This is a genomic window from Chryseobacterium sp. (genome assembly GCF_022869225.1).
Taxonomy (GTDB): Bacteria; Bacteroidota; Bacteroidia; order Flavobacteriales; family Weeksellaceae; genus Chryseobacterium.
Map to the genome: position 1 here is coordinate 3,173,409 of NZ_JALIHL010000001.1, position 22,728 is coordinate 3,196,136.

Sequence of the window (22,728 nt, forward strand, 5' to 3'; positions counted from 1 at the left end):
AAAGATTCTCAATTAATATCCTGACTTTTGTAAGTATAAAATCAGTGACACAAATTTGATATAAATAGAAAGACGTAGATGAATGAAAAGTAATTGTTTCAAAAACAAAATTATATAAATCACAATGTTAGTTAACAAAATGAATTATGTTCATTTCCAATTATAAAGCATAGAAGATCTTTAAACAAAACGGTACAATCATGAAAACTCAATAGTAGTTGGAGATATTTTTATTCGTTTCATTCCCTCATCTCCATCTCAATTCAGTTAGTTTTTATAATAAGCAAGTTGGAAAAATAATTCATTTTGTTTTTTATAATTTATTTTAATAGTTAGGGCTTTTTTCAAATTATATAAATATTTTCATACCACATCACAAAATATTAAGCCTAGGCTATTAAAATAAATTTTTTAAGCAGACCAAAAGTAATTTCTTCTAAATAACAGTTTTATAAGGGGACCGCAGGAAAATATCTTTCTGCGGTTTTTTTATGAAATTTTACTCCATTTATTCTTTCCTCTGTAATATTTGAGGTAATAATTTTTGATGGCCATATTGTCCGGTCTGGTAAGCATAGGATCTGCTTCCAAAATCTTATCCACCGTATTTTTTGTCGTTTTGATAATGGCAGAATCATGAATGAGGTCCAGTCTTTTAAAATCTACCACACCACTTTGCTGGGTCCCTAAAATATCTCCGGGTCCGCGAAGCTGCATATCGACTTCAGAAATTTTAAATCCGTCATTGGTCTCCGTCATTGTTCGGACACGGGTTCTGCTTTCTTTGGATAACTTATCGGATGTCATCAGGATACAGTAGCTTTGTTCAGCTCCTCTTCCCACACGTCCTCTAAGCTGATGAAGCTGTGAAAGCCCGAATCTTTCGGCGCTTTCAATAACCATTACAGAAGCGTTAGGGACATTTACCCCTACTTCAATAACCGTGGTAGCTACCATAATTTCAGCCTTTCCTGAAGCAAAATAAGACATCGCTGCATCTTTTTCATCCGGTTTCATTTTTCCATGCAGCATCGTTACGTTGTAGTCTGAAAAATACTCCATGACATGCTCAAGTCCTTCCATCAGATTTTTATAATCCAAGGTTTCAGACTCTTCAATGAGCGGATAGACAAAATAAGCCTGTCTGCCTTTTTTAATTTCGTCTTTGCAGAAGTTGTAGACATACAGTCTGTCCTTTTCACGTCGGTGGGCAGTAATAATGGGTTTCCTTCCAACGGGCATTTCATCAATTACGGAAACATCAAGATCAGAGTAGAAGCTCATCGCCAGGGTCCTCGGAATAGGAGTAGCGGTCATAATAAGGATATGAGGCGGAATTGTATTCTTTGCCCAGAGCTTGGCACGCTGTGCAACACCAAATCGATGCTGCTCATCAATGATCGCAAGCCCAAGATTCTTAAACCTGACCTTATCCTCTAAAACAGCATGGGTACCTACCAAAATAGAAAGGGTGCCCTCTTCAAGCTCCTGATGGATAATTTTTCTTTCGGAAGTTTTGGTAGAACCGGTCAGAAGTCTGACATTGATATCGGTTTCCTGCAGCAGTTCCTTAATCCCGTTATAATGCTGCTGAGCGAGGATTTCAGTAGGGGCCATCATACAGCTTTGAAAACCATTATCCATAGCAATAAGCATGGTCAACAATCCTACCATGGTTTTTCCTGAACCTACATCGCCCTGTAAAAGCCTGTTCATCTGGATAGGTCTTTTCATATCCATCCGGATTTCTTTTAACACTCTTTTTTGGGCATTGGTGAGATCAAAAGGAAGATGGTTTTGATAAAAATCATTGAAGTGGTCTCCTATGATAGGAAACGGGTTTCCAAATGACTGTGTTTTGTGATGAAGTTTCTTTAGGCCATAGCCTAATTGAAAAAAGAATGATTCTTCAAATTTGAGCCTGTAATCAGCTTTGTCAAAATGTTCCATATCCTTTGGAAAGTGAATATTCAGAAAAGCATGTTGCCTGGAGATCAACCTGAAAGTTTTCATCAGGTATTCCGGAAAATTTTCTACAATAAGATTCGGAATTTCTTTACAGATATTTCTTAAAACATTTTGAAAAAATTTTTGGCCCAGCCCTCTCTTCGTGAGTTTTTCTGAGCTTGGATAAATGGGTTTCAGGCGGGTGTCATTTTCTTTATTTTCTTCAGCTTCTATTTCCGGATGGGGCATCGAGAACTGCCGGTTGAAAACATTGATTTTCCCAAAAATATACACTTCACGATCGATCGGAAGTTGTTCTTTCAGCCATTTTGAATACTGAAACCATACCAGGTCCATACTGCCGGTGTGATCATTGAACTTGGCAGAAAGTCTTTTGGTCTTTCCTGTTTGAATTTCCTGTATCTGGGTGATCTTTCCCTTGAGCTGTACGTCAAGATTACTTTCCTCAAGCTGAGATACGGTGTAAATCTTGCTTTTATCCAAATAGCGGATAGGGTAGAAGTTAAGAAGATCTTCTACGGTAGAAAGTCCCAACACATTTTTGATGAGTTTGGCTCTTTCCGGACCTATTCCTTTTACGTATTCTATGGAGGTATCTAAAGTCATTTAAAAAACGAGCCCTAATTTCGGTAAAATAGCTGAAATTTAAAATTTTTCTCCCATAAATATTAGAATTTTTATGTAAAAAAGGCTTTCAGATCCTGAAAGCCTTTCATTGATATTATTCTTTGATTTTAGATTTGAATTTTTTTTGGTAGTCTTCCCATTGTTCTCTGGTCCGGATCTTTTTAAATACATCTTTCGAGATCAGCTCCAGATAAGGCTCCAGTTCCTTTGCGGATAATTCTCCCTGTAAAATGGTGATCGGATCACCGTGTTCATCAAGGAAAACAGTGCTTGGGACAGCGCCTACATTCATATATTGAGTAAACTCGTGCAAGGAATTTTTTCCTTTTTTATGGGTTGTATTAGGATTTGAAAATGTTCTTCCAAAGATTTCAATATTGTTTTTTTCTTCAGCATTAAACTTTACAGGATAATAGTTCTCATTTAAAATTTGAGAAATTATAGTGTGTCCATAAGTCTTCTTATCCATAATCTTACACGGCCCGCACCAGTCTGCATAAAAATCAATAAGAATTTTTTTGGGCTGTTCTTTTTGAGCTTTTAAAGCTTCTTCAATGGTCATCCATTTTATCTGTGCAAAACTAAAATTTAATAAAAATAAGAGTATTATGCTTAAAATTTTCTTCATAATGTGATATTTGTGTAAAAATAAGCATAATTACCTATTTTTTATTTTACATCCTGCATTAATTTTTTCACATACGGAGATATCAAAATTAATACCACTCCGGCAATTACTGCATACAAACCCAATTGTTTATATCCATCAGTATAAGTGATCAAAGCATCATAGTTGGTAGAGCCTTCTTTTGCTGTTGCAAGGCCAGCTCCTATAATTCCAGCTACATACTGGCCATAGGCTGAAGCCAGAAACCACATTCCCATCATCATTCCCTGAAGGTTCTTTGTAGAAAGTTTGGTCATGATCGATAACCCGATTGGAGATAAACACAATTCTCCGAGAGTGATAATCAACAGGGCCAGTGTGAAGAAGTTAAGAGAAGTTATCCCTTGAAGGTCAGCAAATAGACGTGTTGCAAATAGAACATAATATCCTAATCCTAAGAAGATAAATCCCAGACCAAATTTAATCAGGGTATTTGGTTCAATTTTTCTTTTGTTGAGCCAAATCCAGAGAAGCCCGATAAGAGGGGCCAGGAAAATAATAAAAAAGGCACCTCCTGAATTGTTGACACCGTTAGGATCTAAACCAAACAGGTCTTTATTCAGGTTTTTAGCTGCGAAAATACTCAGAGAGCCTCCGCTTTGTTCATAAATTCCCCAGAACAATATTGAAAATATGATGAATACTAAAGCGGCCCAAAGTTTTTTACGTTCGGAGGGGGTTACTTTAGTCATTTCGTAGAATAAGTAAATTAATGTCAATGGTCCAATGGTCCACATGAAATAATCTGTATATTCTGTTTTGGCCACCATGGTCATAATAATCGGGACAAAGATCAGAGACAAAATATAAACTCCATATTCTTTCCATTTCGGAATAGGAGCTGATTTTGTTTCTGCTAAAGGGTGTCCGGGCTGAAGCCCGATTGTTCCCAGCCTTCTTTGAGTAAATATAAAATTGATCAAACTGATGACCATTACTACTGATGCCAGTCCAAAAGCGATATGCCATCTCATTTCTTCTGGAATAAGGTGACTTAGAAATTCTCCTTTGCCGATGGCGATACATAAGTAACCCCCCAATAATGCTCCAAGATTAATTCCTGCATAGAAAAGTGAGAATCCTGCATCAGCTCTCGAATCATTAGGTTTATAGAGCTGTCCGACCATTGATGAAATATTAGGTTTGAAGAACCCTGTTCCCACTACAGTAAATGCAATTCCTAAGAAAAAGTATTGATGGGGATCGGTGGCGAGGATCAAACTTCCGACAATCATCAGAAGTCCACCCCAAAACAGTGATTTCCTGAATCCTAAAATTTTATCTGCAAAAAGGCCGCCTACGAAAGTAAAGGCATAAACGAAAGCCTGGGTAGCTCCATATTGAAGGTTCGCTTCTTTTTCATGGAAGTTGAGCTGTGAGATCATAAAGAAAACCAGCATTCCGCGCATTCCGTAGAAACAGAAGCGTTCCCACATTTCAGAGAAAAACAGACTCCAGATTTGCCTAGGGTATTTTCCTTTGAAATTTTGTATTTCATCTAAAGTTAAGCTCATAATGATATGATTAGTTTAATTAGGGTTTTTATCTTCCTGATCCAGTTCAAAACAGATTCTGTCCCGGTCGATGATTTGTTTTCATTCTTCTTCTTTTGGCAGGTAAAGCAGATATTTCCATTTCTTTTTCAGAGAATTGTTTATCGGCTTTTAAACCCGGGAACTCAAAGATATAAGGATCCTTTAAGACATTTTCGCGCGATTGCCTAATAATTTCCTTTACGGACTGGAATAAAGAATCATCGGAAATTTCCATCATACGAAAATAAAAAAAACCTCTGACTTAGCAGAGGTTTTATTCATATTTTGTTCATGCATTAGTTGACACCATGCATCATTTTCTTTAAGATAGGAGAGATTAAAGCTAAAATTACAGAAGCAATACCACAAAGTACTACGAATACCATAAAGAATTCAAATAAGTTGTGGATTTCAAATCCTGCAAAAGTAGGATTGTGTAATGGTAACTGGGCTTTTTCAAAAGCAGCAACCTGATCAGCTGTCAGTGTTACTTTTTTATCCAAAACATCCTGAAGGCTTACACCAATTTTTTGAGCTGCTTCAAATTTATCCCCTGTTGCAGGTAAGATAGAACCCAATGTTCCTGCTAAAGCGTATCCTGCAGCATTCGCAATAAAGAATACCCCGTACAGTAAAGAAGCAAATCTTTTCGGTGCCAGTTTTCCTACCAATGAAAGCCCGATTGGAGATAAACAAAGCTCACCACAAGTCTGGATGAAATATAATAAGATTAACCATTTAACTGCTAAAAGCCCGTGGCTTCCAAGGTCCTTTACGTTGTGCGCGATGATGAAATAAGAAAGAGCGATCAAAGCCAATCCCATTGCCTGTTTGAATGGAGATACCGGCTCTTTTCCTTTGTTTCTCAATTTATCCCAAAGGATACTGAATGGTACAGCTAACGCTACAACGAAGATCCCGTTGAAGATCTGAACCATTGAAGGAGGCATATTCCATCCGAAGAAATGTCTGTCAGTCTGGTTATCAGCAATAAATGTAAGAGACGAACCCGCCTGTTCAAATGCTGCCCAAAAGAAGATAACGAAGAATGAAACAATATAGATTACCCAGATTCTGTCTCTTTCAATTTTAGTAAGAGAGGAATCAGACATGATTAAAAACGCTAATGAAATACCACTTGCATACACAAGGGAATAGATGATGTTCTGCCCAACAGCAAAGTGGAAAAAAGATCCCAGTATGGCAAATAAAACAACAGCAATACCAATTGATTTTCCAGAGAATTTAGCAGATTGAGCTTCTCCCTCTTCAAAGTCTTCAGCAGTATTGTTTTTTGGAAGTCCTCCGATAGGTCTACCCGTTGGAGTGACAACATATTTGTTTTTAAGAACCAGGAACGTAAGAGTACCTACCATCATAGCAATAGAAGCTGCAAGGAATCCCCATTTGAAAGCATGGATATCTCTGATTCCTTCCGTTGATTTTACATCTCCGATCAATGGACAGATCAACTGGCCCAGGAATGCTCCAAGATTGATCCCCATATAGAAAATCGTAAATGCTGAATCCAGTTTTGATTTTTCCTGTTTTGGATAAAGGCTTCCCACCATTGAAGAAATGTTGGGTTTGAAGAAACCATTACCGAAAATAATGATTCCCAAGGCAACCCACATGATCATGGTTGCACTTCCTAAGCTGGAACCAAAAGTACTGGCACTGATGAACAGTAAAAACTGACCGATAGCCATTAAAGTACCGCCAACAAGGATACAGTATCTGTTTCCTAAGAATCTGTCGGCAATAAAACCTCCCAACATCGGGGTTAGATAACAAAGTGCTAAGAAACCACCATAAATAATTGACGCATCTGCCTCCTTCATTAAGAGCGAGTTTACCATAAACAAGGTAAGCAATGCTCTCATGCCATAAAAGTTGAAACGCTCCCACATTTCAGTTCCGAAAAGAACCCATAATCCTTTTGGATGTCTGGAACCCTTATTCTCTACAAATTCATCCGGTTTCGGACTTAATGCTTCAATATTATCCATTTCTATTGTTAATTTTTGTTAAGACTGACAAATATAGTTTATTTTAGGTTTTTGGCAAGGTTTTAATTTTATTTTTAAATAAAAAAGCTGCGGAACCGTTCCGCAGCTTGATATTCTTTATAATACTAAGGATTAGTGTCCTTTTTCCCTCATAATTTTGTTTAATCTTTTTAACATGGAAAGGCCTAAAAGTGTAGCAAATATTAACAAACCAAAGTTAACCAGGAAATAATTGGTCTTGTTTTCGTAATTGTACCATGTACTTGCCAGGATACCTGAAAGCTTATTTCCTACAGAGTTAGCCAGGAAGAATCCTCCCATCATTAACGCTGTAATTCTTGCAGGAGATAATTTCGAAACGAAGGAAAGACCCATCGGAGAAAGACATAATTCTCCAATAGTAATAACTCCGTAACTTGCCACCAGCCATAAAGGAGAAACTTTTACAGCACCATTGTCTCCTGCCATTACGGCTAATACCATGACAAGGCAGGACAGTCCTGAAATAAATAGTCCCAGAACGATTTTAGTAGGCGTTAAAGGTTCTTTTCCTTTCCTTCTTAGCAATGCCCAAAAACCTACAATAACCGGTGTGAGAGCGATTACCCAAAATGGATTGATAGACTGGAATAATTCCGTATTATATAGATATACTTTATTTTCAGGATTCTTTTCCAGAGCAGCCCGTTGTTCAGGAGAAATATTTTTAAAATAAACATCTTTTCCCATTTCTTTTCTGGTGTCCCCATTTTCATCCTTCTGAGATCTGAACTGCGTATCATATACAGGGGTTTCTTTATCCTCATAGCTCTTCCCGTCAACCATAAAAATCCCTTCCAAAGGCTTTTCCAACGAAGCAGGAACGCTTCTGTCCGTATAATAATTCGCCCATCTTGTCAATGCTGTACCATTTTGTTTGAAAACAGCCCAGAAGAACATACTGATCAGAAATACTGATAGCAATGCCCCGATGGAAGCTTTCTCTTCTGGCTTAGCTTTAAAATAAAGAGAAGCATAAAAGTAAATAACAGGAATACATGCGAAAATAAAGGCATCTGTGCTGTCACTTCCGAAAATATTATTGGGAATAAACCAACCGATGGCCCCTGCAACGATTGCTGGAACGAATACTTTGATTAAAATTTCAGAAAGTTTAGTATCTCCTTCCTGTACAGGCTTCATCTGTGCCGCATGGATATAGTGTTTTCTTCCGATGGTGAAAATAACCATACCGATCAACATCCCGACTCCCGCAGTGATGAATGCTTCTCCCCAGCCGAATTTATTACGCATGAAAGCAGCAATAATGTTACAGATAAATGCCCCGATATTGATTCCCATATAGAAAATATTATAGCCCGAATCCTTATTGGCTTTATAAGGTTCTTCAGAATAAAGATTTCCCAATAGGGTTGAAATGGTTGGTTTAAAGAAACCGTTTCCAATAATGATTAAAGCTAAAGAAGAGTAAAACAAAGGTAAATCTTTGAAAACCCCCATTCCTATATATCCTGCAGCCATTAAAAAACCTCCAAGATAAATGGACTTGATATATCCTAACACCCTGTCTGCCAAAAAACCACCAATGAAAGGGGTAAGATAGGTCAATGCGATATAGGTTCCGAAAATATCATCAGCCGTTTTGTCAGGTAATCCAAGACCTCCTTTTATACCGTTAGGTTCAATCACATAGAGAACAAAGATTCCAAGAATCAGATAGTACCCGAAACGCTCCCACATTTCAGTGAAAAAGAGATAGGGCAGCCCTTTAGGATGTTTAGTCTTCATATATTCAATTTTCAAATTTCCCAAAAATAGGTTTTTAATTTCAATTGATAAAATAAATAATACTTAGACAAACGATTAATGAAATAAATATAAAACTTGCATTCCAACTTAGCCTTTTCTTAGCTAATTCGTCGGTGAATTTGTATAATAGGTAGAGGTCATTGTACACATTTGCAAAAATAAAACTGCACAAAATATACATAACTATTTCTCTTTGATGTGATATTCATTTTTTAGTTTCGATGAGGTCAATAGTGATAAAGAATCATTAAAAAAAACATTATGAGAAATTTAAAAAAACTTTCGAGAGAGAATTTGAAAATTATTGCCGGAGGTACCGAGCAAGCGGCTGATAATAATATTACAGATGGAGAGGGTGGAAATGGTGGAGGCTACTATAAATGCTGTTCTAATAACAGTGACGCATGTAGTAACTGTGTTTATATAAAGACTAATCCTGTATGTTCTACTGGTTCTTATCCCGTATCTTGTTAAAAACAAACCCTCTAAGTACATCTTAGGGGGTTTACTTCTAAAATTTAATTATATGTATAGTTTCAAATATATCTTATTTTTTGTTTTCTGTACTTGTTTCACTTGTTTCTGCTCAGAAATATCGTTTTGTCTATAACTATGCATCTATACCTGATACCCTTAATAAAAATAACATCATAAATGAAAATATGGTTTTAGAAATTGATAAGGATAGATCTGTGTTTATCAGTCAGAAAAAAATGATTTCGGATTCAACCATTGTATAGGTGGTTAAAAAAGGAATTATGACAATGCCGGATGAGAATATTAATACCAGATCTATTATTATAAAAAGTATCGGATTTTAAAACGAGCATACTAACAGATGAATTTTCAACTACCTATCAATTTATTATTTTATCGATAGATCATTAAGTTGACTGGTACTTTTCAGCCTGATAAAAAATTATAGGAAGCTATGAATGTCAGAAAGCGGAATTAGATTTTGCTGGAAGAAAATGGATAGCTTGGTTTACAATCAAATTCTGTTTAATGATGGACCATATAATTCAGGGGCTTACCAGGTTTAATTGTACAAATCAAAGATGCATCAAATTCTCATAGTTTTCAACTTCAAGGAACGAAAAAAATAAAAGACAGCTATATTCCAAATATAATTGATGAAAAAAATAAAATCAGAAATTTTACTTTCAACGATTTCGTTAAGTTTAAATATAAAGAATATCGTAAAGTAATCCTGCTAAAGAATTTAGACAAATGGGTTTTGAGTGGAGATGTATATTATGAATCGGAATCAAAAAGGCAAGAACATATGAGATTAATTGAAAACCTTAGAAAAGAAAAGGTTAAAAAAGAGAATAATATCATTGAGCTTGATCTATTGATAGGTAATTAAAAATTGAATTTTTAGAATACTTTGGGATCTCTTAAAATAACTTTATTGACTATTCCTGAAGGAAAAAACTGAGGCTCGGTGACAGGGCATAGTGGAAACCCGCTGAGGCCAATGCCCATAAAAAAATTAATCCTATAGAGCTAGCCGGATGAAGCGATAAAATATCCTTACTGAATGTATTGACGAAAGATCCCTTTCAAAAATTTTTGAAAGGGATCTTCATTGGCTTATATTTTTACAAATTCTGCAAAATAAAATCTGTCATTTTCTGATAAAGCTGTGGTCTTGTCTGCCCACCATAGATTCCGTGATTTTTATCCGGGTAAGCCATGAAATCAAACTGTTTTTTCTGTTGAATCAAAGCTTCAGAGAATTCCATAGAATTTTGGAAATGAACATTGTCATCAGCTGTTCCGTGGATTAACAGGAATTTACCTTTTAATAGATTCGCATATTCTGTGGGTGAATTTTTATCATATCCATCGGCATTTTCCTGAGGTGTTCTCATAAATCGTTCCGTATATACAGAATCATAATATCTCCAGTTGGTTACCGGTGCAACAGCAATTCCCATTTTGAACACATCTGCCCCTTTGGTCATTGCTAAACTTGTCATATAGCCACCAAAGCTCCATCCGAACATTCCGATTCTGCTTTTATCAATATAAGACTGGTTTCCAAACCACTTTGCTGCGGTGATCTGATCTTCAATCTCATATTTTCCTAAGTTCATATACGTTACCTTTTTGTATTTGGCCCCTTTATAGCCGGTTCCACGTCCGTCTACACAAGCAACAATGTATCCTTTTTGTACAAGGTGATTGAACCAGATTGCATTGCCGTTATCCCATGAATTGGCAACCTGTTGAGATCCGGGACCGGAATATTGGAACATGAATAATGGATATTTTTTATGAGGATCAAAGTTTTTAGGTTTCATGACCCATGCATTCATCTGATCACCTGCCGCATTAGGAATCGTAATGAACTCTTTTTCAACAAAATTGTCAGCTTTTAATTTCTGTAGCTGGTCATTATTGTTCTGAAGTTCTTTTACTGTTTTTCCATTTCCGTCTTTTAAAACATAGGTGCTGGGTTTTGCTGCCGTAGAAGAGGTTTCAATGAAATAATTATAGTTTTTGCTAAAATTGGCAGAATTGTTTCCTTCCGCATTGGAGATCAATTGAGATTTTCCTGTTTCAATATTTACTTTAGAAACCACTTTATTGATACTTCCTTTTTCAGTAGTCTGAACATAAATTTCTTTTGATTTTGGATTGAAACCATAATAATCAGTTACTTCCCAGTTTCCCTTAGTCACTTGCTTTTTAAGTTTCCCATCTTTGTCATACCAATATAAATGGCGGTTTCCATCTCTTTCAGAAGACCAAAGGAAAGAATCGTCATCCAAAAATTCTATAGTAGGACTGTCTGTGTCAATCCATTTATCATCAGTTTCCGTAAATAATTTCTGGACAGCTCCGTTTTTAGTATTCACTTTTAAGATGTCTGAAGCATTCTGAATTCTTTCAGAGGTGATCAAAACAATCTCGTCGGCTTTTGCAGTCTGGAGAACGTTCGGGATATAATAGTTTTTAAATGATCCAAGATTCAGCGGTATCGTTTTTCCGCTATCAAGACGATATAACTGTGCAGAAACCACCGCGTTTTTCTCACCTGCCTTTGGATATTTGTAACGCATTTCAGCAGGATAAAGGTTCTTTCCATAGATTGGAATATAAATTTCCGGAACCTGGCTTTCATCGGATTTTACAAATACAATAGCATCCGAATTTTTGGTCCACTCGTATTGTTTTGCATGTCCGAATTCCTCTTCATATACCCAGTCTGCCAAACCATTAAGGATTGAGTTTTTTTTGCCGTCCGTAGTAATCTGTGTAATTTTTCCTGAGGCAAGATCCTGATAGAATAAATTGTTATCAGAGATAAAAGCCACTTTCGTAGCATCAGGTGAAAAGGCAGGTTCCTGAACGGTTTTTCCATTATTCAGACTGGTTACCTTTCCTGATTTTAAATCCTTTACATCAAACTTTCCAAGGAAAGAATGTCTGTAAATAGGCTGGCTTCCTACCTGTAAGAGGATTTTTGACTCGTCGTCAGAGAAGATATAGCTTTCAAATTTTCCGTCAACAACATTTCCCTCTTTTTGAGAGGTTTTGTAGGAATATTTGGCAATTCCTGTAGGCTCTATTACCAGGTAATTTTCACCGTTTTTCATGGAAGTGATCCCGGCGATGCCTTTGCCACGGTAATATCCTGAATATATTTTATCTAAAGTAATTTCCTGTGCTGATACATTCTGGAATGCAGCAGCAATAGTAAGTGTTAAAAGAAGTTTTTTCATTTCTAGCTTTAATGGATTTCAAAGATAATAATTTTATTAAAATGTGTAAAAAAAGCTTTCCAAATAAGACTTTTGGCAACAAAATTGAATATCTTTAAATAATCAAATCAAGTAATAATTATGGAAACGAATGCATACAACCAGAAACTTAATCGTTATGTGTTGAACGACCAGATTGTTTATACAGGCTTTTCAAGCTTTAAAGACGCTGAAGAATGTGCTGGTAAAAAAGGTGGAACTTTAGTGGAAGTGGGGTTCAAAGATGGAAACGATAATCCCGAAATTACAGATGAAGCAGGTCTGATAGAAAAAAAACTTCATTACTATGTGTATGCAGGCGATGAGTATAAATTTATCCATTCATCTGATCCAGGATTCAGAAAATATGCAGATGAACTGCAGAAAATAAAAGCGAAAAATGATAAAACCAGTCCCGATGAACGGTATCTGGCTAATTTTGAAATTGAAAATACGGAAGATCCGATCATTGTGATTAAGAATGACCATTTTGAATCGGTAACTTCAAGAGAGCGCTCAAAATATTTGAAGCATGCATGTGTTTATGAACTGGGGGTAGCCCTGCCAAAATCTTAAAAAATAGTATGATGAGCAAAACGAAATATTCAGAAAAAGCTCAGGACAAAGTAGGAAAGGTAATGCACGAATTTAAGGAAGGAAAACTGAAATCTTCTTCCGGAAAAAAAGTGACAAGCAGAAAACAAGCCGTAGCCATCGGTATTTCTGAAGCGAAGGAAAAAGGCCTGAAAGTGCCGGAGAAAAAGAAAAGTAAATAATTCACCATAAAAGATGCCCGGAAATTTTTCCGGGCATCTTTTATGGTGAAACAAAATGGCGAGACAGCAAATGGCAAAGGTTGTAGCGTTCTAATACAAGCCAGGTATACTACTCTTCGGGGGTTGCCTTTTACCTTTTTGCCTTTCCGTTATTCCGACCCGTTATAAAGGATTCTGTAATATTCATCCGCCATCCTGTCACTGTTGAATTGGTCTTTTACATCATTCATTGCGTTGTGCTGGATTTTTCTCCATCGGTCCGGATGATCATAATATGTTGGCAGAATTTCATTTTCAAGGATTTCATACATTGTGTTTAAATCATAATTGTCCTGTTCGTAGATACTCATATTGAGGTAATCTACTTTGGGTACTACAAAAGAGTTTTCTCCATGTTTTGCAAATTCCGGGATCCAGCCGTCGTCTGTAGATAAATTTACAGAGCCGTTCATCGCTGCGGTCATTCCTGAAGTTCCTGAAGCTTCCCTTGGAACTCTTGGGTTATTCAGCCACAGATCTGAACCCTGTTTTAAAGATTTGCTTAAAGCGAGCTCATATCCTGTCAGTACAGCCATGTTTTTATGATTTTTACTTTCCTCCACTAAAGAATTGAAAGTAGAGATTGCTGAGTAATCCATAGGATAGGGTTTACCTGCCCAGATGATTTGTACAGGGTATTTCGGATTGTTAAGGAGCCTGTAGAATCTTTCTTTATCATGTAACAGAAGTTCAGCGCGTTTATAACCGGCAAATCTTCTTGCCCAGACAATGGTGAAAATATTGGGATTAAATAGATTTCCCGTTTGATCAGCCACAATGCTGAACAGTTTTTTCTTTAAATGTTTTTTACGGTAATCGAAAACCGTTGCATCATTTTCATCTTTGGCATTGTAAAGAGGTTTGTCTGCCCAATATTTGAATTCCTGGGCATTGGTGATGGACGTAATTTCGCAGATTCCCGGATATTTATTCCACATTGCTCTGGAAACAACGCCATGAAGCCTGGAGACTCCATTGGCTCTCCTTGCCATTTTTAAGGCACAGAGAGAATGGTTGAAACGGTCTTCATCAGTACCTTCAATGCTTTTTATCTCTTCCATGCTGTAGCCGGAAAAATAGGACATATCATAACATAGTTTGAGATTGTGCTTTTCATTTCCTGCTTCTTCGGGAGTGTGGGTGGTAAAAACCAGTTTTTCCCTGACTTTATTCAGATCTCCGTTATATTTATTCAATAGATAAAAGGCTGCGGGAAGTCCATGCGCTTCATTCAGATGGTAAACGTCCCTCTCGATATTCATTTCATCCAGTAATTTTGCCCCACCTTTTCCCAGAAGGATGTATTGGGCAAGTTTCGTAGATTCATTGGCATCGTATAACTTATGGCAGATCGTTTTGGAGACGTGATCATTTTCCGGAACATCTGTAGAAAGGAAAAACATGGGTGCCGTATTGAAAATTTCAGGATCCAGATACCATACTTTTACCCATACCGGAGCACTGTGGATTTCAATCTGAAATTTAATGCCTGTGTCTTCAAGAAAACTGTACATTTTTCTTGTCCATACGGGTTGTAATGTTTGATCATGATTTCTTGCCTGGTCATAATATCCGAATTTCCAAAGAATACCAATTCCGATCAGGTCCTGTTTCAGATTATAGGCACTTCTCATATGGGAGCCTGCTAAAAAGCCAAGTCCTCCTGAGTATATTTTTAACACCTGTTCAAGGGCAAACTCCATTGAAAAATAGGCGGTTTTTTTTGAATATTGGGGATTGATGCTGTAAGGGGTCTTGAAATTCCTAAAATCCATAAATACTGGTTTGTGTTAGAAGGAGCAAAGGTATTAATTATAGAAATAAACTTTACATTAATTATTTGATAAATTAAATATAAAAGTAAATATTGAATTGTTTTTTTACTTATCTTTAAGAGTGTAAATTTTTGATTATCAAAAACTTTTAATGATGAAAGCCCATTGCTGCATGTGTTCTTTAATTAAATAAAAAATCACACATGAAAAAGACGTTTTCTGATGAAGATCTAATTAAGAATCTAAGTTTATATTACCTGAACAGGCATTTGAAAAAAAGCCCATAGAAAAGTACCACCGTACCATAGATGAATCTCCGCTCCATGACCGTGAAAAATACAGAAAGAAGTCCGAGATATTGCTTCTGAACTCTTTTATGCACCACTTCCCTGAAGTGAAATTTGAAAATTTCACTTGTGAAAGTCCTGACTTTATTGCAAAATTAAACGGCAAAAAAATTGGCATAGAACTCACGGAAGTGATCAATCATTTGGAAATGAAAAAGCTGGAAAGTACTTTGAACAAGATGTTCCGTCAGGCAGAAATATTACTGGAACATGAAGACACTACGAAATATCGTGGTGTTTATTTTTTAGAATTCCATCCTGATGTGAGGTTTGATAGTCTGGAACAACAGGAGGAAAATATTATCAATATTTACAAAAGCATTAAGAAAAGCAAAGCAATAGGATGTGTCAAAAGGATCAGAAAATCTTTTCACCGGAGAAATGTCTTTATCACGCATGAATACAGCATGAATCTTTTTGATGAACTCTGTTCGGAAAAAATCCTGGAACTCATTGAAAAGAAAAATGAAAAATTCCCTTATTATGACACTTCTGTAGATGAATGCTGGCTGATTATTGTTTCTGATATGAATTCTATTGCTTCAAGATATACTTTTATCCAGGATAAAGAGCATTTGAAAGAAGTGAAAAGCCCTTTCCATAAAATCTTCCATCTGGAAAATCTTTGCGGGAATATCACAAGTATAAAATAAAATACGGTATATTTAAAGATTATGTGTTTTAAATTAATATAATTCAAAATATTTTGAATTCTGTTGTTTGTTATTAAATTATAGGTATATTTGATAAGGTTTGTTTTCAATCCGATTAGCCACTGGTTTAACTAAAAACATATATCTATGAGGAAACTTTTACTTTTTATTCTTTTTGGCATATCCCAAACTTTTTATTCGCAGGCGGATTGTGCCACGGCATTGGCAGTTTGTGGAAATTCAGATATCACCTACAGCCCGACAGGATATGGTAACATTAAGGAACTGGTCAATTCAGGAACTTGTTTAGATCCGACAGGTGAGCATAATTCGATTTGGTATAAAATTACGATTGCCACAGGAGGAACGCTTACTTTTGACCTGGTTCCGAATAATCCGGATGCAGATTACGACTGGGCCATCTTTGGACCGAATGTTACCTGCGGAAGTTTAGGAGCCCCAATCCGTTGCAACGCGGCAACAGTAATTGGGGTAGGACCCTCTACAGGATTAAATATGACAAGTACCGTTATAAATGCTGTGGGAGGTTCTTCAACACCCTATTGTAAATATCTGGATGTTTTACCAGGACAAACGTATTATTTATTTATTGACAACTGGGTGGGCAGTACCAGTTCTACAACAGCTCCATTTTCTTTGACCTGGGGAGGAACAGCAACACTGGCGTCTCCATTTACTGACCCTACTATTCAAACTTATCCATTTATCCCTCCTGGTATTGCCCCTGCAAACCCTGCTGACCCAAGAGAAGTTGTTATATGTTCGGGTACCGAATTGTTTGATTTTTCTATTTTGTCGGCCGGAATACTTAATGGAAATCAGAATTTTAGTGTGAGCTACCATATAAGTCAGAATGATGCGCTGACCGGGGCTAATCCTATTACTGTACCAAGAGTAGTCAATACAACCACTGTCTTTTACTATAGCATTAGTTATACCGACGCAGCAAATCCTAATAATCCGCTTAATAAATGTAAGCAAATCGGGAAGTTTAAATTTAAAGATGGGTCTATTAAAGCTAAAAATGTTACATTACTGGCATGTAACAATAATAATGCAGGTACAGCATTGTTTGATCTTACCTCTGCGGATGTAATTGGAAATCTTAATGCTACTAAGAAATATTATCATTCTATGGCTGATCTCAATGCCGGAATCAATGAGATTACTACGCCGATGGCATTTGTATCTGCTGAGGGAATCATTTATGTGAAAATAACATCTGAGTTCGGGTGCAGCACAATAGCGCAGATCACTTTGAAATTTTATCCGGCAATTGTAGTGAATGATGCTATCATCAGGTCATGCTTTATTGAAACTAATCCTGCTACGGCATCCTTTAACCTGACAGAAGCGAGTGTAACCACACAAGCAGGAACCGGAAAGAAATATTATCCGTCGCTCACTGATGCCATCAATCAAACGAATGAAATTCCTACTTCCAACCCCTATATTGCACCGAATGGGGTAGTATACGTAAGGGTCTACAATGCCCAAGGATGCTACATGATCGCTAAGATTACATTGGTGGTGATTCCGCCGGTCTCTTCCGAGATTCTTAAAGATAAAATCATCTGTGCTGAAGATACCACTACTTTAGATGCCGGTCCCGGTTTCAAAAGTTATGAATGGAGTACAGGAGCGACTACTCAGACGATCAGTAATGCTGGCATAGGAACGTATTGGGTGAAACTTAAAACCGGAGACTGTACGACTTTGCAGACTGTAAAGGTATATCCGTCAGATCAGCCTGTTGTTTCAAATATAGAAATTACCAATAATACGGTCACCATATCTGTAACGGGTGGAAATCCTCCGTATCAATATTCCATGGATAATGTCAGCTGGCAGGATTCCAATATTTTCAATAGTGTTTCAAGAGGAGATCACAAAGTGTTTGTGAAAGATGCTTATGACTGTGATCCTATTGAGATCGGAGTGATTGTTCCTAATTTAGTGAATGTCATAACCCCCAATGGAGACGGTATCAATGATATGATAGATTATTCTGCGCTGGCAGGCAAACAGAACCTGGTCATGGATGTCTTTGACAGATACGGAAATAGAATTTTCAGGGCAGATAGAACCAATGGTTATAAATGGGATGGAACAGAAGGAGGAAAACGGGCGCCGACAGGGACGTACTGGTATTCTGTAACCTGGAGTGAAAATGATAAAAAAAACACGCCGGTCAAATTTTCCGGGTGGGTTTTGGTTAAAAACAGAGAGTAAAAATAATAAATAGCCTACATAGACAAAACCACTTCATAGGAGGTGGTTTTGTTATTTAAAAGTTTTACATTCGTTATCAAAATGAGAAAACATGAAAGAGCTTTTTATTAAACGGTTTGAGTATTATAAATCTCTCGGCGATCAATCATTTGGCCAGCTGTCCGAGGAACAGATGTTTTGGCAGTACAACGGGGAAAGTAACTCTATTGCGGTAGTAGCCAAGCATATTGCCGGAAATATGCTTTCGAGATGGACTAATTTTTTAACGGAAGACGGTGAAAAATCCTGGCGTCACCGTGATGGAGAGTTCAACAATGATTTTAAGACAAAAGAAGAAGTATTGGACTATTGGGAAAAAGGCTGGAAATGTTTCTTTGAGGCTTTGAACCAGATCAATGATGATAATCTTTATACCACCATCTATATAAGAGGAGAAAGTCATGCTTTTATTGATGCTGTTTTAAGACAATTGGCACATTATCCATATCATATCGGACAGATTGTTTATATCGCTAAAATGATAAAAAATGAAGATTGGAAAACACTTTCCATTGCCAGAAATAAATCTCAGGACTTTAATAATGAGATGAAAAAGAAATTTTCAGGGGAAGAACAAGCCCCCAATTCGTCACCTGTCTGTTTCCAGAATAGTACTGAAGTGCGGGATGAATACAAGCAATAGATTGAATCAATCTTGAGTTCTTATTAAAATTACTATCTTTGCACCCATAAAATTCAGAAGTAACAAATGTCTACTTTTCACAGAACTGCCGCGTACCATACACTGGGCTGCAAATTAAACTTTGCAGAAACGTCTACTATTGCCCGTCAATTAACAGATGCAGGGTATGATAAGGTAAGTTTTGATGATAAAGCAGATGTATATGTCATCAATACCTGTTCTGTAACAGAAAACGCTGACCGTGAATGCAAACTTCACGTAAAGAGAGCGATGAAAGCCAATCCTGAAGGACTGGTGGTTATTGTAGGATGTTACGCACAGTTGAAGCCGGAAGAGATTTCACAGATTGACGGAGTAGATCTTGTATTGGGAGCGAAAGAAAAATTCAATATTCTTAGTTACCTTGACGATCTTGAGAAAACAGAGAATGAAGGTATTGTTCATTCATGTGAAATCGAAGAAACTGACTTTTTTATCGGAAGCTATTCAATAGGTGACAGAACCAGAGCTTTCCTTAAGGTACAGGATGGCTGTGATTATAAATGTACTTACTGTACCATTCCTTTAGCAAGAGGAATTTCACGTTCAGACACCATCGAGAATGTTCTTAGAAATGCGACTGAAATCGCAGCAAAAGATATCAAGGAAATCGTTCTTACAGGGGTAAATATCGGAGACTACGGAAAAGGAGAGTTCGGAAATAAAAGACATGAACACACCTTCTTAGATCTGATTTCTGAACTTGATAAAGTGGAAGGAATAGAAAGAATCCGTATTTCGTCTATTGAACCCAACCTTTTAAAAGATGAAAGCATAGAACTGGTTTCTAAAAGCAGAAGCTTTGTTCCGCATTTCCATATTCCTTTACAGTCGGGAAGCGATGATTTATTGAAAAAAATGAAGCGTCGTTATTTGACTAAACTCTATAATGACAGAGTAAACAAGATCCGCGAGGTCATGCCTGATGCGGCTATTGGTGTGGATGTTATTGTAGGATTCCCGGGTGAAACAGAAGAACGATTTATGGAAACCTATCATTTCCTTAATGAGCTTCCCATCACTTACCTTCATGTATTTACTTATTCGGAAAGAGAGAATACGGAAGCCGCTGCCATGGAGGGAGTTGTTCCGGTGGCTGAAAGAAAAAAGCGTAATAAAATGCTCAGAATCCTTTCTGAAAAGAAAAAAATGGCTTTTTATCAGACTCAGTTAGGAAAAACACTTCCTGTACTTTGGGAGCATGAAAATAAAGACGGAAAAATGTTTGGCTTCACAGAAAACTATGTGAGAGTCCAGAAAGACTTTGATCCTGCTTCTGTCAATCAAATAGAATTTCTAAATTTAGAAAAAATCCTGTCAGATGGCACAGTTTCTGTGCAATCTTCCTACCAAAATTTTTTAGCAAAAGCATAGGCTCTTTGCAAAATTTCTACTAAATTTATTTTTAACTTTAAATACTACATTCATGAGAGATAAGTTTTTATCTTGGGGAATTGTATTAGTAGCTGCTACGTGGATTGTAGCGTTACTAATCAGAGCGCACTATTGGATACCCATCCTGCTGTCCGCGATCTATGCATTGGGTGTTTACAATGCATACCAGTCTAAACATGCTATTCTGAGGAACTTTCCTGTTTTGGGATATTTCAGGTACTTTTTTGAAAGTATTTCCCCGGAAATGCAGCAGTATTTTATTGAGCGGGAGACAGACGGCAAACCATTTCCAAGAAATCAGCGTTCTGCAGTATACAGACGTGCCAAGAACTTAAGTGACACGGTTGCTTTTGGTACGCAGCTGGAAGTTAATCATAGAAAATATGAAGGTATCAAGCATTCTATTTATGCAAAGTCACCTTCGGAAGAGCTCCCGAGAGTCTGGGTAGGAGGAGAGCAGTGTACACAGCCTTACCATGCTTCATTATTCAATATTTCAGCCATGAGTTTCGGTGCATTAAGTGACAGAGCTCAGATTTCTTTAAACAGAGGGGCCAAAAAGGGGAATTTTTACCACAATACAGGTGAAGGAGGAATTTCACCTTATCATTTGGAAGGAGGAGATTTATGCTGGCAGATTGGTACCGGTTATTTTGGCTGCAGGGATGAGGAAGGAAAATTTAATCCTGAGCTATTCACAAAATATTCCACGCTGCCTAATGTGAAAATGATTGAGATCAAATTATCACAAGGAGCAAAGCCAGGTCATGGAGGTGTACTTCCGGGAGTGAAAAATACTCCGGAAATTGCAGCAATCCGTCACGTCACTCCTGGAATGACAGTGATCTCTCCACCATCACATACTTCTTTTTCTGACGCCGCCGGATTGTTGAGGTTTGTACAGGAACTGAGAGAGCTTTCTGGAGGAAAACCTGTTGGGTTTAAGCTTTGTATCGGAGATACCAAAGAATTTGAAGATATCTGCGTGCAGATGAATGTCCTGAAGATCTATCCGGACTTTATTACCATTGACGGAGCAGAAGGAGGAACAGGAGCTGCGCCGCCGGAATTTTCAGATGGGGTGGGAATGCCTTTGGAACCTGCTTTGATATTTGTCAACAGAACCCTTAACAATTATAACTTAAGAACGAAATTAAGAGTAATTGCAAGTGGTAAAGTCCTTACCAGCTTGGATATTTTAAGAGCTATTGCGATGGGAGCGGATATGTGTAACAATGCAAGAGGATTTATGTTCTCTTTAGGTTGTATTCAGGCGTTAAGATGTAATTCCAACAACTGCCCTACAGGAGTTGCAACCCAGGATAAAATGCTGATCAAAGGACTTGATGTAACGGATAAAAGCGAAAGAGTATACCACTTCCATAAAAATACACTTCACACTTGTAATGAGCTGATTGCTGCTGCAGGAAGAAGTTCTTACCAAGAAGTAGATGCTACAATGTTTATGAGAGGAGATGAATTTGATCACCTGGCGGATCTTTACTTCCCGGATATTTTAGGAAATGTAAAACAGAAAGCTAGATTTTAAAATTCCGTTTTAAAAAGTAAAAAAAACCGCAATACGAATATTGCGGTTTTTTTTTTTTTTTTTACAATTTTAAATTGGGCCTTGTCGTTGTTTTGTATACCTGGAAATTGAAAACAAAACTTCTATTTCTGAAAGAATAACCACTGTAATTATAGTGGGCATCCCTTGCAAAAGCAGCTCTGGATGGTACAATGATCACACCCTGCAGATTGTATCCTTCAGAATCAGCCTTATCAAAAGCGTTGAACTTCTGCAAAGCTTCATTAAAACCTTCAATCATATAATAATTTTGCTGCTTTGCCGCATCTGTAGTGGCGTTTGTAATCAGCTTATCATCTTTTCTAATGTAAAAGAATTTAGGATCTATAATGGGATTCCCTGTTTCGTTGATGCTGTTGTAATTGGTCATTGCAGAAGCGGAACCAAATGTTACCGTTCCCGCGTTGTCATTGGCTACATAAGTTTGAACGTTCATCATAATACGGATACTGTCTGTTGCTGCGATCGGTTTTCCAGGAGAAGGCTGTGCATTAGGTCTTGTAATAAAAACAGTACCTGAAGGCAGGGTCTCATGAGGAAGTTCAGATAATTTTTTTTCATTATCATCGCTGGTATCTGTACTGCTGAAGGCTTTTATATTTCCCTGTGTATCCAGATAATTTTCATTCATGAATTTTTTAATAGCCTGATCATCATAGCTGTTCTGGACATTAATATCTTCGGGCTCATTAATAGTGTCTACTACATCATCTTTTTTACAGGCCGTAAAACACAGAGATCCCGCAAGGATATATAAAAATATTTTTTTCATTTCAAAAAACTTTAATTACTTTACAAATAATATAACGGCAAA

The 22,728-nt window shown here is 37.1% G+C and carries 16 protein-coding genes; 8 read left to right on the forward strand and 8 right to left on the reverse strand.

Annotated features, from left to right (window positions below):
• Positions 1–489: 489 nt before the first annotated feature.
• From recG to MUW56_RS14910, 5 genes are all read right to left on the reverse strand, one after another.
• A complete protein-coding gene (recG, locus tag MUW56_RS14890; protein ID WP_292013914.1) occupies positions 490–2,574 on the reverse strand; it encodes an ATP-dependent DNA helicase RecG in 2,085 nt (694 codons plus the stop codon).
• 115 nt (positions 2,575–2,689) lie between these two features.
• Positions 2,690–3,223 carry a thioredoxin family protein gene (locus MUW56_RS14895; RefSeq protein WP_292013915.1) on the reverse strand — a complete coding sequence of 178 codons (534 nt, stop codon included), beginning with the start codon at positions 3,221–3,223 and terminating at the stop codon, positions 2,690–2,692.
• A gap of 41 nt (positions 3,224–3,264) precedes the next feature.
• Positions 3,265–4,776, reverse strand: coding sequence for a peptide MFS transporter (locus MUW56_RS14900; protein ID WP_292013916.1), 1,512 nt, complete (start codon positions 4,774–4,776; stop codon positions 3,265–3,267).
• A 317-nt stretch (positions 4,777–5,093) separates the two neighbouring features.
• Positions 5,094–6,806 carry a peptide MFS transporter gene (locus MUW56_RS14905; protein WP_292013917.1) on the reverse strand — a complete coding sequence of 571 codons (1,713 nt, stop codon included), beginning with the start codon at positions 6,804–6,806 and terminating at the stop codon, positions 5,094–5,096.
• Between the two features lie 132 nt (positions 6,807–6,938).
• Positions 6,939–8,594, reverse strand: a complete 1,656-nt coding sequence (locus tag MUW56_RS14910; protein ID WP_292013918.1) for a peptide MFS transporter — start codon at positions 8,592–8,594, stop codon at positions 6,939–6,941.
• 282 nt (positions 8,595–8,876) lie between these two features.
• Between MUW56_RS14910 and MUW56_RS14915 the strand changes: the two genes are divergently transcribed.
• Complete coding sequence (locus MUW56_RS14915) at positions 8,877–9,089, forward strand: hypothetical protein (RefSeq protein ID WP_292013919.1); 213 nt, start codon at positions 8,877–8,879, stop codon at positions 9,087–9,089.
• 1,130 nt (positions 9,090–10,219) lie between these two features.
• Here MUW56_RS14915 and MUW56_RS14920 read toward each other — a convergent pair.
• Positions 10,220–12,349, reverse strand: a complete 2,130-nt coding sequence (locus MUW56_RS14920; RefSeq protein ID WP_292013920.1) for a S9 family peptidase — start codon at positions 12,347–12,349, stop codon at positions 10,220–10,222.
• Positions 12,350–12,469: 120 nt separating this feature from the next.
• Between MUW56_RS14920 and MUW56_RS14925 the strand changes: the two genes are divergently transcribed.
• Positions 12,470–12,943: a hypothetical protein gene (locus MUW56_RS14925; RefSeq protein ID WP_292013921.1), complete on the forward strand. Its 474-nt coding sequence runs from the start codon at positions 12,470–12,472 to the stop codon at positions 12,941–12,943.
• Between the two features lie 8 nt (positions 12,944–12,951).
• Complete coding sequence (locus MUW56_RS14930; RefSeq protein WP_292013922.1) at positions 12,952–13,143, forward strand: DUF6496 domain-containing protein; 192 nt, start codon at positions 12,952–12,954, stop codon at positions 13,141–13,143.
• 149 nt (positions 13,144–13,292) lie between these two features.
• On the opposite strand, the gene glgP is transcribed toward MUW56_RS14930, so the two are convergent.
• Positions 13,293–14,957: an alpha-glucan family phosphorylase gene (glgP, locus tag MUW56_RS14935; RefSeq protein ID WP_292013923.1), complete on the reverse strand. Its 1,665-nt coding sequence runs from the start codon at positions 14,955–14,957 to the stop codon at positions 13,293–13,295.
• Between the two features lie 358 nt (positions 14,958–15,315).
• On the opposite strand from glgP, the gene MUW56_RS14940 reads away from it, so the two are divergent.
• From MUW56_RS14940 to MUW56_RS14960, 5 genes are all read left to right on the forward strand, one after another.
• Complete coding sequence (locus MUW56_RS14940; RefSeq protein ID WP_292013924.1) at positions 15,316–15,957, forward strand: hypothetical protein; 642 nt, start codon at positions 15,316–15,318, stop codon at positions 15,955–15,957.
• Between the two features lie 147 nt (positions 15,958–16,104).
• Positions 16,105–18,210: a T9SS type B sorting domain-containing protein gene (locus tag MUW56_RS14945; RefSeq protein ID WP_292013925.1), complete on the forward strand. Its 2,106-nt coding sequence runs from the start codon at positions 16,105–16,107 to the stop codon at positions 18,208–18,210.
• A 91-nt stretch (positions 18,211–18,301) separates the two neighbouring features.
• The gene (locus MUW56_RS14950; RefSeq protein WP_292013926.1) at positions 18,302–18,892 is read left to right on the forward strand and encodes a DUF1572 family protein; all 591 of its coding nucleotides are present in this window, start codon (positions 18,302–18,304) and stop codon (positions 18,890–18,892) included.
• Between the two features lie 66 nt (positions 18,893–18,958).
• Positions 18,959–20,305 (forward strand): tRNA (N(6)-L-threonylcarbamoyladenosine(37)-C(2))-methylthiotransferase MtaB, encoded by a 1,347-nt coding sequence (gene mtaB / locus MUW56_RS14955; protein WP_292013927.1) that lies wholly within the window; start codon positions 18,959–18,961, stop codon positions 20,303–20,305.
• A 52-nt stretch (positions 20,306–20,357) separates the two neighbouring features.
• Entirely contained in the window at positions 20,358–21,875 is a 1,518-nt protein-coding gene (locus MUW56_RS14960; RefSeq protein WP_292013928.1) for an FMN-binding glutamate synthase family protein, read from the forward strand.
• Between the two features lie 61 nt (positions 21,876–21,936).
• Here MUW56_RS14960 and MUW56_RS14965 read toward each other — a convergent pair whose 3' ends face one another.
• Positions 21,937–22,686, reverse strand: coding sequence for a hypothetical protein (locus MUW56_RS14965; protein ID WP_292013929.1), 750 nt, complete (start codon positions 22,684–22,686; stop codon positions 21,937–21,939).
• Positions 22,687–22,728: the final 42 nt, after the last annotated feature.